Below are 16,034 nucleotides of genomic sequence, written 5' to 3'. Positions count from 1 at the left end.
TCTTCCCAGTCCCCAGCCCCCAGTCCCTAGTCCCTTCATCCAATAATGTTTTGTATAGTTTCCGAAAACGGAGACTAGCAGGCAACTTTGCTCAACGCGATCGCTCGATTTCTTTGGGACAGCTGTTGCAGATTTAGCTGATTATCCTCATCTATGAGGTTTTCTTTCTGTAAAAGCTCATAAATAGTTAAACACAGTAGCATTTCCATCTGACTAACCTGTTCGCTAAGCCAGTGATGAGTAGCAGCATTGTCCGGAAATTGGTCGATACATTCCTTGGTGTAGCGGCGAAATTCTCTTACCTGGTTCAAAATTTGTACCAAATAGCTAGGACACTCACAGGCGATCACATCCGCTGCCTCACAAATAGCCAGTAGCTGTTCGTCAGGAAACTCTGGTGAGATTTGGATTGTCTGGCTGGGATCGCTCATAATGCTTAAATCTTTGTAAACTTTTCTTGTTTAACAATTTTAGCTTGATAAAATATAAAGCTGACTTTATTTATGGGTTATATATCTTAAGTCTGAAAGCTAAACAAACCAAAAAGCCCAGAATCCTTGATAAAAGCATAAGAGGCAGTCTTGTCCCAAGGATAGGATTAGCGAGCGCTACACCTACCCTATCTTTGAGATAGTTTATCCTTTCTACGAAGAATGAGCCGCTAGAATGTTGCGAATTTGGGTAGCAACTGTCTCTGGTTGCTCCACCATCGACAAATGTCCGCAATCAGGAATTTCCATGACGTTATAACCGCAAGCTTGAAACAGTGGATGAAAGCTTGCCAGATGACGCACATACTGGGGTTCCATCACCGTATCCTTAGCACCAGCAATGAAATAAACAGGCTGCAATAGGCGCGACACCACTTGGGGTAAGCGGTTCACTTCCGCTTCCGTCGTCGAATCCAACAAAGTCAAGAGCGCCGCCTCCTGGTCAGCCGTGAGGAAATCAATCAGCCGCTGCCGTCCCCAAACCCTAGCAATTGGACGTGCCACCTGCGCCCGCGTAAAGGGCAAATCAATCCCCGGCACATAGCACAGCCAACGCGGGCGCACTTTCAACAACTGCTGGCCAGCAGCCCGAAACCGATCAAATGCTGCCTTGAGATAAATCCCACCGCCAGCATTGATGCAGACAACGCCCTTGACACGATCGGGGTGCTGATCTGCCGTCCAAAGGGCAATGCTACCGCCCAGCGAATGACCAATCAGCCAAGCATTAGAAATATTCAGCTTTTGTAACAAAATGCCCAAATCGCGACCATAGGCAGCTGGAGTGTACTGCCAAAGGCTTAAACTGAGAGATTCTTGATTTTCCCCAGTTTTAGACACAAGCGATCGCGTCTCGGCAAGATTCTCCCTGTTTCTATTTTTTATTGCTTCCTGCCTATGTTCTTTTGGCGGAGGCTGGGAACCCCCAAACCCGCGTAAATCATAAGATAGACACTGATAATCTGGGGAGAGTCGGTCAATTAACGGTTGCCAATACCGACGGCTTAAGAGCCAGCCGTGAATGAAGACCAAGACAGGGGTAGATGTTGCAGTGGGAGCCGTCAAATCGTAGGTGTGCCGAACTCCCAGGATTTCTATAGTTGCCATATATTGATCCTATCCTGAAGTTCCGCCTTCCTTAGTTAACAGGTCAGTCGCTAATGGCTTGTAAAAAGCCATTTACCTATTAGCCGTCAGCTTATTAAAATCTGCGCCCCAGCAATCGCTGTCGCACACTTTCAGCAATTTTCTGCCCCAGATATTCCGGGATTATGCTTTCATTAGGCCCCAATAAGTAGAGAATCAAGCGAGTTCGCCCCCGCCAGACTAGCAAGTTGGCATTGACCACCAGTAAATCCTCTTGCCAGATAGCGTACATCACCTTATAAAACAAACCAGGCTGGTTGTCTGCCTCAATTAACAGCGCTGGCAGATGGAACACAGGATCTACATAAAATTCCGTTTCCACCTGTTCCAAACCAGCGTCCAGGTTAAATTCTACGGCCAGCATCTCTTCTACTTCAAAACGCCCAGCCAAAGCCTCCCGAATGGCGCGGCAGACGTTTTCTGAAGTTTTGTCTGTCAGTGCTTTGCTACCACGAGACACCACAAGTTTGATAAAAACCAGCATGGGCGGGGATATCTGACCGTACAGACTGAGACTGTGGATGGTCAGCCCATAGGCAGCCAGAACCCCAAAAATATCACTTAGTAGAAAAGATTGGTTGCGGTAAGCAAAATGCAAGGCACTTTTATTACCTTCAGGTTTCAGCTCAATTACAGCTCTCCTAGTTTTGTAGAGCCGATAGGCGAGTCTAAGATTTTGTAGCTGGATCTCGCTGCTGACAAACTGCTCATAAAACTGAGGAAACGCCCGATTAAAGCGCTTCAGGAGTTCCATTGTCGATGATTTTAAACCCGCTGCCATAGATGGGGGTCAAGACTCGCTTGCCAGATTAAAAGCATTTTGGGACACAGAGCCAAGTCCTCACCAAAGAACCTTCTCTTCTGGTTAATCTCTCACAAATCCTAAAAAAATTACCTACGCGATACCCGCTTTCGGTAAACTTTCCTAAGTTGGTGCCAATAGCCGTTACGGGTTTTGTTCTAAAACTCCTCAAGGTGAAGTAACTAAACAGTAGTATCATTAGAAGCTGCCCGTACATAATTTTCTTTTTTAAGCCTACTACTTAAGTCATGAGGAACTGGTGCCTTTTGCCCTTCCAACAACAGAGGTAGGTTAGGATTTAGAGAAAAGCTGCGGAGTGTGAACCCTCAAGACCCCAGTCTAACTAAAGTCTTGCCTGATTGCGCTGTACTTGCTCCAACACCGCAAGCGATGTGGATAAGCAACGCTTGTAGTGGGTTAAAAGACAGGGCAATTGTGTTATCATCTATTTCGTGATGTTTGGCTCAGATTCGCAGCAATAAGAGGTATCTCAGATACTGAAACTATCTCACTATCAAAAAGTGTACGCGATTCTGGCAATATCAATTGATTTATTAGATTGCTTCGTTACTCTCATTCGTACATGGGCATTAATACCTGTGAAGATCGGGTGATTGGCGCTAGAAGTTAAGCTTCTTTCAGCGTTAACTGTGATCAGTAAATCAGCAAGTCTCATCTGTAAGGTGGGAATTCTACCGCTTGGTAGGAACAGGAAAATATAAATACCTTAGCCACACCTGCATGGGTTTTTGGAAAAGCTTGTTTAGCGGTTCTGACAGCAGCACCGCGTCGAAGATGACGCCTGGTGAAGGTTATGCTATGGAAGGTGCAGGCGATCGCACAGGCAATGGTTCTCGCATCTTTTTTAGCACTGAGCGCGACATTGACCTGTATGAACTGGAAGAACTCTGCGATGCGGTTGGCTGGTCGCGGCGACCGTTACGCAAGGTAAAGAAAGCTATTGAACACAGTTTCCTCGTAGTTTCAATGTGGGACGTGCGGGGAACTCAGCGACGGCTAGTTGGCTTTGCTCGTGCCACTTCTGACCATGCCTTCAATGCCACTATCTGGGATGTGGTAGTTCACCCAGATTTCCAAGGCAAGGGGCTGGGTAAGGCATTAATGAAGTACGCTATCAAGAAACTTCGCAGCGAAGATATAAGTAACATTACTCTGTTCGCTGATCCTCAAGTTGTGGATTTTTACCGGGGAATAAATTTTATTGCAGACCCGGAAGGGATTAAAGGAATGTTTTGGTATCCAGATTAATTTGAAAATTGGTGATCTAAAAGTCAGCAAGTACGCTATAATAAGCAAAGGTCGCTCGTGCAGTATTAGTACACAAACTAATGTACAAAATATTCAAAATGCGATCGCTCAAATTGAACGGGATGTAGCGCAGCTTGGTAGCGCGCCTGCTTTGGGAGCAGGATGCCGCAGGTTCAAATCCTGTCATCCCGATTAAAATAAAAACCCCAAAACCTAGACTAATCAAGGGTTTTGGGGTTTTTATTTTAGGAGAGCTGGGTCAAAGGATTGGTGGCGTTCTCTTAGGATGAGTATTTTGTTAATCGTTCTGGTAGCAGGCTTGAGAAAAAATCAACAACTGCTAGAGAATGAGTATGCAAGCAATCTCAAGTGATAAAAGCACGGTGGTTGGCTCCGTAGTAGTTGATAGTACAACTGAAAAAATGGCTAGACGCTGCCTAATGAACCTCTCAGTAGCCTGTAAATTGGGTATCAAAAAGGAGTTATTAGCGTAGTAACGCATTCATTACCTTACACGGATTACAAGCGCTATAACGCCTCAATCGTGCGGACATTTAAACTTACAGACCCTTCTTAAATCCGGTCATCCCGATTTTTGGGAGTAAAAAGAATTAGCGCCTCAAGGCAACCGAAATCGGAGAGCTTTCTTATAATTTTGGTGTGTGGATTCCTCAGGATCTGAGCAGCTATGTGACAATCAGATGCGGCCGTGGGAAAAAAGCGGATAACCTAGCGAAGTAGGGGCTGGAACCGAGGCGAAGCTTAGAGAGTCATTGTAAGGTGACAATTCGCCGTCATGACACAGCACTACTACTTAGGAAATCCTATTTTCCAGTAGAACGCATTGAGGATGAGAATATTAGCGATCGCTAATATTCTATTGACATTAGGTGTCAGGAAGTAGTATATGGGGGATTAAAGTATTCAAAAATGGCAGTCGCCACAAAACAGCAGAACAGATACAGTTTAGTTAGAAACAAAATTTGACCCGGATGAACGGGGACGGCTTGAAAGAGGAAACATTTCGCCTGGTCTGGACTCTATTTGGTAAGACGAGGTATCCAAAGGAAAAATTTGAGGGAATTCTGATGAAATCATTAGTTCGTTTGGGCGCAACACTGGGTCTAGTTGGTGGTATCCTCCTGGGAGGACTACCCGCAATGGAAAATCTGCGGGCGATCGCATTGCCAGAAGATCAGGTCGTAAAAAAGCTAGCTGAAGTACCCGTATTTACGCTCACCAATGCTCAAGGTGACTTCGTGGTTCGCTCGATAAAGAACGAAAACCAGACTGTTTCACAGGTGGGCTTTTTTGTCAGCAAGCAGGATGCTCAAAAATTTCTCGACGAACGGCTGAAGAAGGAGAATCCTCAGCTGGCAACCACAATGAAGGTGGTTGCCGTGTCCTTGGGAGACTTTTACACGATGGCTCAAGCCAGTAAAAAGAAGCCAGATGGTACAGTTTTCACTCTAGTTCCCGCGCAGCAACAGGTTGAATTGGCAAGAACGCTGCTTACTCAGAGCGGTCAACAAGGACAGCAATTTAACGGTATTCCCCTCTTTGTACCCAAGTTTAAGAAAGATAATAACTATCTGACTATTCCACTGGGCAATGAGCGGTTTATTCCTTTCTACTTTGACAAACAGCAAGCAGTCGCTCTCATAGACCGCTTCAAGCAAGCTGTCCCTGCTGAAGCAGCTAACACTGAGATTCAGGTAGTGGATTTGCAAAGTGTTATTCAAACTTTGCTAACCAGCAATGATCCTGGTCTAAGCAAAATTGTCTTGTATCCGTCCCAGGAGTCAATACAATTTATCCGCACCCTGCAACCCGCAGCTGGGCAGAATCAAGCTCAGCCAGCAAGACCTCAACAACAACAGCCAGCAAGACCTCAACAACCCAGACGTTGAGATATGAACGATCCGCAGTCGCCAACAGTTTCAGGTGGGGAACTCTTGTCTTGGCGCAACTGGGCAAGAGATGCGGCTAAGTCTGCTGATGTTGACCCGATTGAAGTAGACTGGCTGCTTTTAGAAGTTGCCGATGTAAATCGGTTGGCGCTGCGGTTAGATTCTTTCCAAGGCAGAACCCAGATAAAGGTAAAGCTGCCGTTGTCAGTCTTAACCCAGATGTGGCAACGGCGAATTTGCGATCGCTTGCCGATACAGTACATCGCTGGTGTTACACCTTGGCGTAATTTTTCTTTGGCGGTAACTCCGGCGGTGTTGATTCCCCGACCGGAGACAGAATATCTGATTGATTTGGCAGTTACTGCTGCTAAAGAAAGCCAAGTTACGCAAAGTTTAAAGCAAGGACACTGGGCAGATTTGGGAACAGGTAGTGGCGCGATCGCTCTCGGTTTAGCAGATGCCTTAACACAGGCAACAATTCACGCCGTCGATTTTAGCCCGGAGGCTCTTGCGATCGCCCAATACAATGCCCTTAATCTGGGTTTTGCCACTCGGATTCATTTTTATCAAGGTTCCTGGTGGGAGCCTTTACACGCCCTCAAAGGCAAATTTAGCGGCATGGTTTCCAACCCGCCCTACATTCCTAGCAGTTTGGTGCCTTCTCTACAACCGGAAGTGGCGAAGCACGAACCCCATCTCGCCCTAGATGGGGGCAAGGATGGGCTTGATTGCATCCGCTATCTGGTAGAGAAAGCACCTGACTATCTGCATCCGGGCGGTATTTGGCTAATTGAAATGATGGCGGGACAAGCCGATGCTGTTGTTCAAATGTTGCAAGAACAAGGGCGTTACTACGACATTTCAATTCATGCCGATTTCGCTGGAATTGAACGTTTTGCTCTTGCTTATATTAAAAATGAGAAAATTTCTTGAAATGCCTATTTTTATATGGTATATTTAAATTTATACTAAGCTTTTAAATGATTTTCTTCATAATGAAAATCTAGGAATTTTTCAAAAAAGCGGACAGATTTCCATTATCTAAATATACCATAAAAAGGCTATAGCGAAAAATAAAAAGTTAATAATAGTAAGTTAATTTTAAAGCAGAAAATCAAGATAAATTCAATCCAAAATCGCATGGCACAAGTTTCAATTGATGCCCTAATAAAAGGCGCTCTTTCTGGGTGTTTGGTGAGCTTTCCCACAGATACAGTACCAGCATTGGCAGTACAGCCAGAACACTCAGAGCTAATTTTTGCGGCAAAACAGCGGAGTGGAGATAAACCGTTGATTTTGATGGGAGCAACGCCAGCAGATTTATGGACTTTTGTAACTGGAAGTGCGGCGGAATGGGAGATTTGGCAACAGGTTGCTTTGCAATATTGGCCGGGAGCGATAACGTTAGTATTGCCAGCCTCAGAGTGCGTCCCAAGAACCATGAACCCGGCTGATCCCAGCACAATAGGAGTGAGAGTGCCAAATTGCGCGATCGCTGGGAAAATTCTGGCGCAAACTGGCCCCTTAGCAACTACTAGCGCCAATCGTTCTGGGGAGCCACCCCTCGAAACAATGACCGAAATCGAAGCACAGTTTCCCGATGTCTTAACTCTGCTACCCTCAGAATTAGAAACTGAAAAATTGGCGCTTGGCGTTCCTTCCACCGTTGCCAAATGGACAGACAGTAAATGGGAAATTTTGCGGCAAGGAGCAGTTAAATTGGAAGGAACTGGGAATTAAAGACCCTTGATTAGAGATATTTTCTGATGATTAATTTCTAATTCCCCGTACAGGGTAACTTTTCCCCAACTCTCAAAATCTAAAAACCGATATATGTTTATGCCCCAAGACGCTAACTCAAACTTGGAAGCCATTTTAGAGGAACTCAAGCAAACCCAACTTGCTTGTAACATGGCAACAGAAATGGGCCAGTTTAAGGCAGGTTTTTTGGCGCGGACTTCTCATGAATTGCGATCGCCCTTGAACAGTTTAATCGGTCTACATCAGCTAATTTTGTCAGATTTGTGTGACTCTCCGGAGGAAGAACGAGAGTTTATAGCCCAAGCTCAAGCCTCTGCACTTAAGCTGGTAAAACTTTTAGACGAAATTATTGCCGTTGCCAAAACCCAACATGGCACCAATCGGCTAGAAATTCAGCCCGTACAGATAGCTAATGTTTTTGAGCAAGTCTATAACTTTACGCACCTGCAAGCAGCTAATCGCAGCATTGGCTTAGAAGTATCGCCCCCCGATCCAGAAATTTACGTTTTGGCAGATCCGCGACGGTTACAGCAAGTGGTGCTGAATTTAGTTGATAGCGCGATCGCTCGTATGGACGGAGGTAGCATTCGAGTTTCCGCTTCTCCCTCACCAGCATCTGATCATCTCCACATCTGGATTGACGTTCAAGGAGAGGGAACCTCCCACCCTTGGAACGAGCCTGTGGATTTGCTCAATACGGAGAAAAAGACAGAAGAACAGGTAAAAAATCCAGACAAGCAGCCTGTAAAAGAGCCACTGCTATCAGCAGGGATGAATCTGTTAATCAATCAAACTTTGTTGGAAGTCATGCAGGGACGACTAGAAGTGGTGGCGGGACAACCAGCCGACACCCCTGCTACTTCAGCACCAGCCAATACAACCAGGCTTCAGCTTTCGATTCCTCTGGTGACACCAGAAACTACCTAACCTGGACAGGCATAGGCTCAGCTACCGGCTGGTTATTATACAGCACCATCGTTGTACTGGGATTGCTATATTCAAATCCAATACGGGAGTAAAAGCCTTGTTGATAGGTAGTCAACAAGTAAACGCGCTCTACTCGGCTCAGGCGGGGATGGCTGATAAGTGTTTCCACTAACTTGCGTCCGAGTCCTGCACCTTGGTAGTCCGGGTGAATGATCACATCCCAGATAGTGGCACGGTAGACACCATCGGAAGTGGCTCTGGCGAATCCGATTAAGCGATCGCCATCCCAAACGCTCATGGCCGGCTCACTGTTAGCGATCGCCACTTCTAAATCCTCAATTTTTCGACTTTGCGCCCAGAAGGCTGCTATTTGAAACAACTCCAGCAGTTGTTTGAAGTCGATCTTTGATTTATTGTCACAAAACTGGATATGACGGCAATCCATCGTCATCAGTAACCTAGATTTTCGTACTGGGTCATTTTACTAACCAGACAGCAGCCGATTGGTGTCCAACATCACCGAAATTAAATTGATTTTCAGCTAATTTTAGCTTTACCTATTGCCTCAATTACAGCCAACGAGCAGCATCTTTGGCGTGATAGGTGAGAATCAAATCGGCACCAGACCGCTTAAAGCCAGTCAAAGTTTCCATTACCACTCGCTGTTCGTCAATCCAGCCATTCAAAGCAGCAGCTTTAACCATCGCGTATTCGCCAGAGACATTGTAGGCGGCTACTGGTAAATTTGTTGCTTCCTTCACCCGCCAGATAATATCCATATAAGCTAGAGCGGGTTTAACCATCAGCATATCTGCACCTTCAGCGATATCAAGTTCAATTTCTTTAATCGCTTCGCGGGCATTACCTGGGTCCATTTGGTAGGTTCTGCGATCGCCAAACTGAGGAGCAGAGTCAGCAGCATCCCGGAAAGGGCCATAATAAGCTGAAGCATACTTCGCAGCATAGGAAAGAATCGGTATATCCTCATACCCTGCCGCATCCAATCCTTCCCGAATCGCCTGCACAAAACCGTCCATCATCCCGGAAGGCGCAATAATATCAGCACCAGCCTTAGCTTGAGAAACCGCTGTTTTCTTTAGTAACTCCAGGGTTGGGTCATTCAAAACGCGACCAGACAAGTCGCCAACTTGTAAATAACCGCAGTGACCGTGACTGGTGTACTCGCACAGGCAAGTATCGGCAATCACAACCAAATCCGGCACCGCTTCTTTCACCGCCGTTGCTGCTTTTTGCACAATTCCGCAATCGTGCCAAGCGCCAGTTGCATCTGTATCCTTATCTTCAGGAATGCCAAATAGAATAATACCTGGGATGCCGAGGTCATAAACTTCTTTCGCCTCTTCCACAATTTTGTCTACCGATAGTTGATAGACTCCTGGCATAGATTTCACTTCTTTAGCGATTCCCTGTCCTGGCACCGCAAACAGAGGATAGATTAAATCGCTTGTAGTAAGAACAGTCTCGCGCACCATCCGGCGTAGTTGGGGTGAAGTGCGAAGGCGGCGAGGGCGATGTATAGGGAACATGGCGTTTGGTGTAGTTGTTAATTGTTAAAACTGTTTTTTGCTGGTTTAAAAAGTTTATCGTTTTGTTTCCTGTAGCAACTCTATTATTTCGTAAAGTTCTGTGACATCTAGTTACCAGGCTCACCCTGATAGCGAAGGCGGGCAGGTTCTGCCTCCCCCTAATTTTGGCAAAGTATCCTTTTTGACATTTTGCCCAGTAGGAAATCGAGGCACCTCCTATTTTTGCCACATATCCTTTGAAATAAAAAGGCACCCCGCCGGGTGCCTCTAGATTACCGACAAAACAATTAAGCTTCTGCGGTTGCCAATTCTGCCTCAGCAGGTGCTTCAGCTGCCGCTGGCACTGGGTAAACGCTTACCTTCTTGCGGTATCTTTCCTTTCTTTCAAAGGTGACAACGCCATCGACTAAGGCAAACAAGGTATAGTCTTTGCCGACGCCGACGTTTTGACCAGCGTGAAATGTACTTCCCCGCTGACGCACCAAAATATTACCAGCCCTGACAACTTGACCGCCGAAGCGTTTAACGCCTAGACGTTGGGCATTAGAGTCACGACCGTTGCGCGTACTACCTGTACCTTTCTTGTGAGCCATAGTTTCCTCAATTTTTCTTATCTATTTACTATTGTGCTGTAGTTTTATTCCTCAGTTGCCAGAGTTTCCACAGCTTCTTGAGCTTCTTCTAGCGATGTGGTCAGAGTTTCCACTGGCGCAGACTCTTCAGCATCTGGGTTTTGCTCAACCAGCTCTTGCACAGCTTCTTGAGCTTCTTCTATCGCATGAGCTATGACTTCCACTGGCGCGGGTTCCTCAGCAACAGAATCCTCTACCGCCGGGGTTTCCGGGAGTTCTGATGGGTATGGCGCAGTATCTGGATCTTCAAGCACTGGCGTTTGGGCTGATTCTTGCTGTGAGAATAGCACTGAGCCATTCATGCTGATGGAGTTAATCATCAGCTGGGTAATTTCCTGACGATGCCCTTTCTTCCTGCGGGTTTTCTTTTTGGGCTTCATCTTGTAGACGATGACTTTCTTGCCTCGGCGGTGTCTCATCACCGTTCCTTCTACAGTCGCGCCTTCGATGAAAGGTTGACCGATGGTGACATCGCCATCGTTCTGAACGAACAACACTTTATCGATGGTGATATCCGTGTCTGGCTCGACGTGAAGCAGTTCGACATCGTAAAAGCGGCCTGGTTCGACTCTCAGCTGTTTGCCGCCAGTCTCAATAATTGCGTAACTCATGGGATAGTCCTTGGGGTTGCCGTACAGGTAGCTGGCTCATGTTTAGTAAATGACACCCACACCATCAAGGGTGGGGCTACACAAACGAAGCCTGACGAGAGCAGGCTATGTCAGTGATGCCAGCTTTTGGAATGTCTCAACCTGATCCGAGCAGGAATAGACAGACAATCTACTATCATCGTTGATTTTTCGGGTTTTTGTCAAGAACGCGATCGCATCCTATCCCGTCAAATCTGCTGGCAATTACCCACAACCACTCTTTGATTCCATTTGCTCCGCTTGGCTCGTAGATCGTCATGCAACCTATCGCTTTGTCTAAAAAACTAGGAGATTTATTACCGTAGACCAAAAATAGAACTGAAAGGTTGCGATTTGAGATATTAAACTACACTCCCAAAACTGCTGAATGCCCCAGTGTCTATCCTGTAGGAGTGAGCACAGAGGCAGTTGCGGAATGGCACGAGCAAGCTGTGTCTATGTTGTCAAAACTTGATAATATCTTTCAGCATCCTGGGCGATTTCTTCAGCCTTATCGACACCATTAACGATTTGTCTGGCATTGACAAAATCTCGATTTTCTCCACTAATGTAGTCACTTAACCCAACACCAGTAAAAGAGCCATCACGCATTCCTTCAACCAGGATTGTGGCAGCAATTTCAGGATCGGCGGCTAGCTCTGGATTGCCCACTAGATCGACACCCAGTCTTTCTGACCAATTCGTATAGTTAGCCCTGCCAGTGATTTGCACATATCCTCTACCCTTGAACCGAGGCCCGTCTCCAGGCTCGGTATTTCCCAAATCTTCTCTTCCCTCATATTCCTCACCGCTTGCAAGTTCTTCCAAATATCTCCCCAGAAGTGACTCATGGTCAGCGCTCGCCAGAATATATGCAATTTGTCCTGGATCTGTAACTCCACTTTCTTCAGCTTCACTAAGGATGAGAGGAACAGAGGTCTCAGCATATTCCCGAATCTCAGGATCGACAGCAGAAGAGTTAATAATTTCAGTGACATCATACGATGTAGACCCGGCTGGGGGCGGGACGGCAATGGTATCATTAATACCGTCACTTAGAACATGGACTTCGGTGGAATTTGAACCTGTTCCTGCTGTAACAACACTAAAAAGGTCACTGCGACCGTCCCCGTCATAATCCCCAGTTAGGAATTGTGTCGCAACAGGATTTACTCCAATCGGGGTTCCCTCATGTACTATCCAGTCTTGATAGTTGCTTGCGCCACTCAAAACATGGACTTCGGTGGAATTTGTACCTGTTCCTTGGGTGACAATACTAAACAGGTCACTCTTCCCATCCCCGTCGTAATCCCCAGTTAGGAATTGTGTCGCAACAGGATTTACCCCAATCGGGGTTCCCTCATGCACTATGTAGTCTTGATAGTTGCTGGCAGCACTGAGAACGTGGACTTCGGTGGAATTTGTACCTGTTCCTTCGGTGACAATGCTAAACAGGTCGCTCTTCCCATCACCGTCGTAATCCCCAGTCAAGAATTGTGTCGCAGCAGGATTTACCCCAATCGGGGTTCCCTCATGTACTCTCCAGTTTTGATAGTTGCTTGCGCCACTCAAAACATGGACTTCGGTGGAATTTGTACCTGTTTCCTGGGTGACAATGCTAAACAGGTCGCTCTTCCCATCACCGTCGTAATCCCCAGTCAAGAATTGTGTCGCAGCAGGATTTACCCCAATCGGGGTTCCCTCATGTACTATCCAGTTTTGATAGTTGCTTGCGCCACTCAAAACATGGACTTCGGTGGAATTTGTACCTGTTTCCTGGGTGACAATACTAAACAGGTCACTCTTCCCATCCCCGTCATAATCCCCAGTTAGGAATTGTGTCGCAGCAGGATTTACCCCAATCGGTGTTCCCTCATGCACTATGTAGTCTTGATAGGGCGGTGTACTGGGTCTAGGTGGCGACGTAGGGGGTGGCTCAGCACCAGGAGTCAATATACCCTCAGCTTCCCACCGTTCTAGCAGTTCCTGCGAAGCCTCGAAGTGAGGGGGGTCTTCATTATTCTGAAACGCAGCTCCCCAGTAGAAGCCCTCAGCTTTAAAGTAGGGGTATAGATCCACAAGCCCTTGATAGGTCTGACCGTCCGCTTCTAGATCATAAGCAAAATTGCCAATTCTAATGTCGATGGCTGTTCCCCAAGAATGATTTGAGAACTCGTCTAGAAGTTCGCCTTCTACTGTCCTCTTGGCACGAACGCATAGCATCCCTGCTTCCGTCAACTGGCCATAAAGTTCTGGGTTCTCAACTTCGACCTTGTCAATAATTCTCTGAACGGCGTCAACCACAGGCTTAAGCCCCGTTAATTCAAACGGACCTACATTCTGAGTGACCATAAGCTGCCGGAGTTCAGGATCTGTAACTCCATCCATACCTTCACACTCACCATCTAGTTCACCTGGAATTCCGAGAAGCCCTTCCATAAATTCAACAGATGGGGAGGTTAGTCCTTCGTTGATCGGCACCCCGTTGAAGTCTGATGGGATGGGAACGAGCACGGTGGGGTCGCCTGCTAGCTCTACAAGAAATTCTTTTCCGTTGAGAAAAATAGTCGCACTATCATTCTCAGTTTTTAACGCTGCGAGTTCAGCTCCAGCAATAGTTTCACCTTGAACAAGTCTGGCAAAAATATCTCCCTCATCCCCAGAAGAATCAACACTATTCAACTCTCGATCGACATAATGCCCAATTTCCTCTAGCAATACACCAGCTACTGCTTCGGGATTAGCAACATTTTTAGTCAAGAATTCTTCAGATAGATAAATGGTATCTTCACCAAAAGCACCATTCGCCTTTAAGTTAGCAGCAGGAACAATTTCAATTTTTGGTATTGCCTCACCACTTACCAAATTTTCGATTAAAGCATTGGCTTCTTCAGGTTGCCAATCGTCGCCAAAAGCGAGATTCATTTTGTCAATAAATTCTTCATCACTGGCAAATGATTCTAGTTGCTCCTTAGCCGTAGCAGTGGCTAAATTCAAGAGAGCTTCGCCACTAACCGATGTAACATCTCCGGTTAATGGATCAGAATAATCTGAACTTATGGTAAATTCAGAATTGGTTATAGAAAGTCCAAGTTCAGACGTAGAGTTTCCTAATATATTTTCCTTAAAATAATGATCATATTCAACGGGTTTTATTTCAATGTCGGCAATTACTGCTTTTGTTTGGTTACTAAAGCTTCCGGTTTGATTCAAATTAGTATCAAAAGGTTGTAAGAGGCCACTTAAAAAGAGATTACCTTGCTGTTGTCCTGAAATTGGTAAGGATGAATTGGCAGTAACGAGCTGTAGAAAGTCGTGATTGTCCATATCAATTCTTTTTCCTCTTAGATAAAGCTACTTAGGAGGTTATTTATTTAACAACTTGATGGATTACTTTACTTCAGTCTTGGCTCTTAATTAACAAAATTAACGGCTACTATTTTCTACAACGACTATCGCAGGGATGAGTTTATTTTAAGTAATATAATTTAAACTAATCTGAATTTTAAATTTATTGCATAGTGTCAAGATGCGTTGAGCCAATATTAGGACTTACCCATTGACAGGAAGAGGATTATGTAAGTTAAGTCCTACATTGTGTTTAAAGCTGAGGCATACTAAGGAATATTTGTAAAAGGCGTAAGTCGTAAGTTGTTGATTGAACCGCAGAGAGCGCAGAGGAAATAGGGGTAATGGCAACGCATTAGCAATTGATTACTCACAGCCTGTAAAACCACCTTTGTCGCCGGAGGAGGAAACCTGGGTTGCAGAAATTGTGGGGAAGAAAGAATAAGACTGTCAAGGGTAAAACAAGATATGCAATGTAGATCGCTGACCGTCCAGGCGAAGCATTCGGTGTATTAATCTACACTTTTCCCACAAACTAACTCGCCCGAATGCTTCACCCCTACATCGAGAATGCGATCGCCTTCTGTTCCTCTGCGTCTCTGAGGTTTATCAAAACGCGATCCCCCGTAAGAAATGTTAAAGCCCTTACATGGAGAATGCGATCGCCTTCTCTTCCTCTGCATCTCTGCCGTTTATGAAAACGCGATCCCCGGTAAGAAATGCTAAAGCCCTTACATGGAGAATGCGATCGCCCTCTCTTCCTCTGCGTCCTCTGCGTCTCTGCGGTTTATAAAAACACGATTCCCCGTAAGAAATGTTAAAGCCCTTACATGGAGAATGCGATCACTGTGTCTTCCTCTGCATCTCTGCCGTTTATAAAAACGCGATCGCATCTTACGTCAGAAACAATTCCCGAATTCCAGCACTGCCAATTTCCACCGCCAGTGCTGCTAGAAGAAAACCTAGAAGTTTAGTAATGATAACTGCCCCTTCTGGCCCGATCAAGTGGTCTACGCGAGCAGACAGACGCACAATAAACCAAGTCACGAGCATAGCAGACACAATACCAACCACCACGCTTAGATGAGCATCAGGAGACTCAGACATCAATAGCATCACCGCAGTCAGCGTTCCTGGCCCCGCCAAAAGCGGAAAAGCTAGCGGAGTAATTGCCACATCCCGCGTTTCATCAACGACGGGTGTATCCAGTTCTCCCTGGAGCATTTGTAGGGCAATTAACAGCAACAACAGTCCCCCAGCTACCCGCAAAGACCCCATGCTGATTTCTAAATATTTTAGAATCCATTTACCGCCAAAGGCAAATAGCAGCAGCACGCCCGTTGCCACCACACTAGCGCGGTTCACCACATTGTCTCTTTGCTCTGATTCCATGCCCTTAGTCAGGACTAGAAATATCGGTGCATTGCCCAAAGCATCTGCCAAGACAAACACAGCAACAAAGGTTTTGACCAGAACAGAGATATCCACGATTGAAGTTTACGAAATGTTTCCTCAACCGTAATGCGATCGCTATAAAATTTCCCCATTCCGAAGGTCGATCTCAAACTAACA

At 45.9% G+C, this 16,034-nt stretch carries 15 protein-coding genes, 1 tRNA gene and 1 pseudogene; 6 read left to right on the top strand and 11 right to left on the bottom strand.

Annotated elements, in window-relative coordinates; all coding sequences use genetic code 11:
• Positions 1 to 74: 74 nt before the first annotated feature.
• The 3 genes from H6F74_RS26295 to H6F74_RS26285 form a co-directional block, all read right to left on the bottom strand.
• On the bottom strand, positions 75 to 431 hold the full coding sequence (locus tag H6F74_RS26295) for a hypothetical protein (RefSeq protein WP_190445059.1): 357 nt from the start codon (positions 429 to 431) through the stop codon (positions 75 to 77).
• A 213-nt stretch (positions 432 to 644) separates the two neighbouring features.
• Positions 645 to 1,598, bottom strand: a complete 954-nt coding sequence (locus H6F74_RS26290) for an alpha/beta hydrolase (protein ID WP_190445058.1) — start codon at positions 1,596 to 1,598, stop codon at positions 645 to 647.
• A gap of 94 nt (positions 1,599 to 1,692) precedes the next feature.
• Positions 1,693 to 2,418 carry a hypothetical protein gene (locus H6F74_RS26285; RefSeq protein ID WP_190417615.1) on the bottom strand — a complete coding sequence of 242 codons (726 nt, stop codon included), beginning with the start codon at positions 2,416 to 2,418 and terminating at the stop codon, positions 1,693 to 1,695.
• Positions 2,419 to 3,180: 762 nt separating this feature from the next.
• Here H6F74_RS26285 and H6F74_RS26280 point away from each other — a divergent pair.
• The 6 genes from H6F74_RS26280 to H6F74_RS26255 all read left to right on the top strand — a co-directional run bounded on the left by H6F74_RS26280 (position 3,181) and on the right by H6F74_RS26255 (position 8,306).
• A complete protein-coding gene (locus H6F74_RS26280) occupies positions 3,181 to 3,708 on the top strand; it encodes a GNAT family N-acetyltransferase (RefSeq protein ID WP_190417617.1) in 528 nt (175 codons plus the stop codon).
• Positions 3,709 to 3,826: 118 nt separating this feature from the next.
• Positions 3,827 to 3,900: transfer RNA gene (locus tag H6F74_RS26275), tRNA-Pro, on the top strand.
• 896 nt (positions 3,901 to 4,796) lie between these two features.
• Complete coding sequence (locus H6F74_RS26270; protein WP_190445057.1) at positions 4,797 to 5,618, top strand: Tic22 family protein; 822 nt, start codon at positions 4,797 to 4,799, stop codon at positions 5,616 to 5,618.
• Between the two features lie 3 nt (positions 5,619 to 5,621).
• Positions 5,622 to 6,551, top strand: a complete 930-nt coding sequence (gene prmC, locus H6F74_RS26265; RefSeq protein ID WP_190445056.1) for a peptide chain release factor N(5)-glutamine methyltransferase — start codon at positions 5,622 to 5,624, stop codon at positions 6,549 to 6,551.
• A gap of 207 nt (positions 6,552 to 6,758) precedes the next feature.
• A complete protein-coding gene (locus H6F74_RS26260) occupies positions 6,759 to 7,358 on the top strand; it encodes an L-threonylcarbamoyladenylate synthase (protein WP_190445055.1) in 600 nt (199 codons plus the stop codon).
• Positions 7,359 to 7,457: 99 nt separating this feature from the next.
• A complete protein-coding gene (locus H6F74_RS26255) occupies positions 7,458 to 8,306 on the top strand; it encodes a HAMP domain-containing sensor histidine kinase (protein WP_199301643.1) in 849 nt (282 codons plus the stop codon).
• Here H6F74_RS26255 and H6F74_RS26250 read toward each other — a convergent pair.
• From H6F74_RS26250 to H6F74_RS26220, 8 genes and pseudogenes are all read right to left on the bottom strand, one after another.
• Complete coding sequence (locus H6F74_RS26250) at positions 8,299 to 8,751, bottom strand: GNAT family N-acetyltransferase (protein ID WP_190445110.1); 453 nt, start codon at positions 8,749 to 8,751, stop codon at positions 8,299 to 8,301. The two genes, H6F74_RS26255 and H6F74_RS26250, sit on opposite strands and share 8 nt — an antisense overlap.
• Positions 8,752 to 8,875: 124 nt before the next feature.
• The gene (gene hemB / locus H6F74_RS26245) at positions 8,876 to 9,853 is read right to left on the bottom strand and encodes a porphobilinogen synthase (RefSeq protein ID WP_190445053.1); all 978 of its coding nucleotides are present in this window, start codon (positions 9,851 to 9,853) and stop codon (positions 8,876 to 8,878) included.
• A 287-nt stretch (positions 9,854 to 10,140) separates the two neighbouring features.
• The gene (gene rpmA, locus H6F74_RS26240) at positions 10,141 to 10,446 is read right to left on the bottom strand and encodes a 50S ribosomal protein L27 (protein ID WP_190445052.1); all 306 of its coding nucleotides are present in this window, start codon (positions 10,444 to 10,446) and stop codon (positions 10,141 to 10,143) included.
• 323 nt (positions 10,447 to 10,769) lie between these two features.
• Positions 10,770 to 11,096: pseudogene (rplU, locus tag H6F74_RS30260) on the bottom strand (50S ribosomal protein L21); the annotation flags it as partial.
• A gap of 175 nt (positions 11,097 to 11,271) precedes the next feature.
• A complete protein-coding gene (locus tag H6F74_RS30750) occupies positions 11,272 to 11,394 on the bottom strand; it encodes a hypothetical protein (protein ID WP_277875869.1) in 123 nt (40 codons plus the stop codon).
• A 176-nt stretch (positions 11,395 to 11,570) separates the two neighbouring features.
• Positions 11,571 to 14,441, bottom strand: a complete 2,871-nt coding sequence (locus tag H6F74_RS26230; RefSeq protein ID WP_190445050.1) for an FG-GAP-like repeat-containing protein — start codon at positions 14,439 to 14,441, stop codon at positions 11,571 to 11,573.
• Positions 14,442 to 14,974: 533 nt separating this feature from the next.
• Positions 14,975 to 15,145, bottom strand: a complete 171-nt coding sequence (locus H6F74_RS26225) for a hypothetical protein (RefSeq protein ID WP_190445049.1) — start codon at positions 15,143 to 15,145, stop codon at positions 14,975 to 14,977.
• A gap of 211 nt (positions 15,146 to 15,356) precedes the next feature.
• Positions 15,357 to 15,950 carry a MarC family protein gene (locus H6F74_RS26220; protein ID WP_190445048.1) on the bottom strand — a complete coding sequence of 198 codons (594 nt, stop codon included), beginning with the start codon at positions 15,948 to 15,950 and terminating at the stop codon, positions 15,357 to 15,359.
• Positions 15,951 to 16,034 lie beyond the last annotated feature (84 nt).

It is taken from the genome of Trichocoleus sp. FACHB-90, assembly GCF_014695505.1.
In the GTDB taxonomy this organism is placed as follows: Bacteria; Cyanobacteriota; Cyanobacteriia; order Cyanobacteriales; family FACHB-T130; genus Funiculus; species Funiculus sociatus.
Note: the sequence above shows the minus strand (reverse complement) of the source record. Positions and strands in the feature narration are given on the sequence as shown.